The sequence below is a fragment of the Sinorhizobium sp. GQ132 genome, assembly GCF_059758575.1.
Genome location: NZ_JCAXDX010000073.1, coordinates 1 through 338, shown reverse-complemented (window position 1 = coordinate 338; position 338 = coordinate 1). Strand labels below are relative to the sequence as shown.

Annotated in this window: 1 pseudogene; it reads right to left on the bottom strand. The window is 62.1% G+C overall.

Annotated features, from left to right (window positions below):
- Window positions 1-338: pseudogene (locus AC6CIG_RS29775) on the bottom strand (helix-turn-helix domain-containing protein); the annotation flags it as partial.

The window sequence follows — 338 nt, the reverse complement described above, 5'->3', positions numbered from 1 at the left end:
ATCGAGATCGAGCTGACCATCAAACCAGACGCGCCGGCGCTTCAGGACATCCGGCCGGTCTTGCTCCAGTGCGTGTGCGGTCTTTTTTTAAAGGTCCATCCTCGGCCTCGAAGCCAGGCGCCAAGTGCGCTACGGCTGATCTTCACCTGCCGTTCGACCGACAAGCGCTGGACCATTTCATCGAGCGTCACGTCCTTCCGCTCTTCGATCACGGCGACAACAAATTCCTCGTGTGCGTCTACCGCCGATGGCCGCCTCCAGCCCTGCGGCCGAGGGGTCAGCTCGCCCTCTTTCGCTCTCGCGATCCAGCGGATCGCTGTCGAGGTCCCAACGCCGAA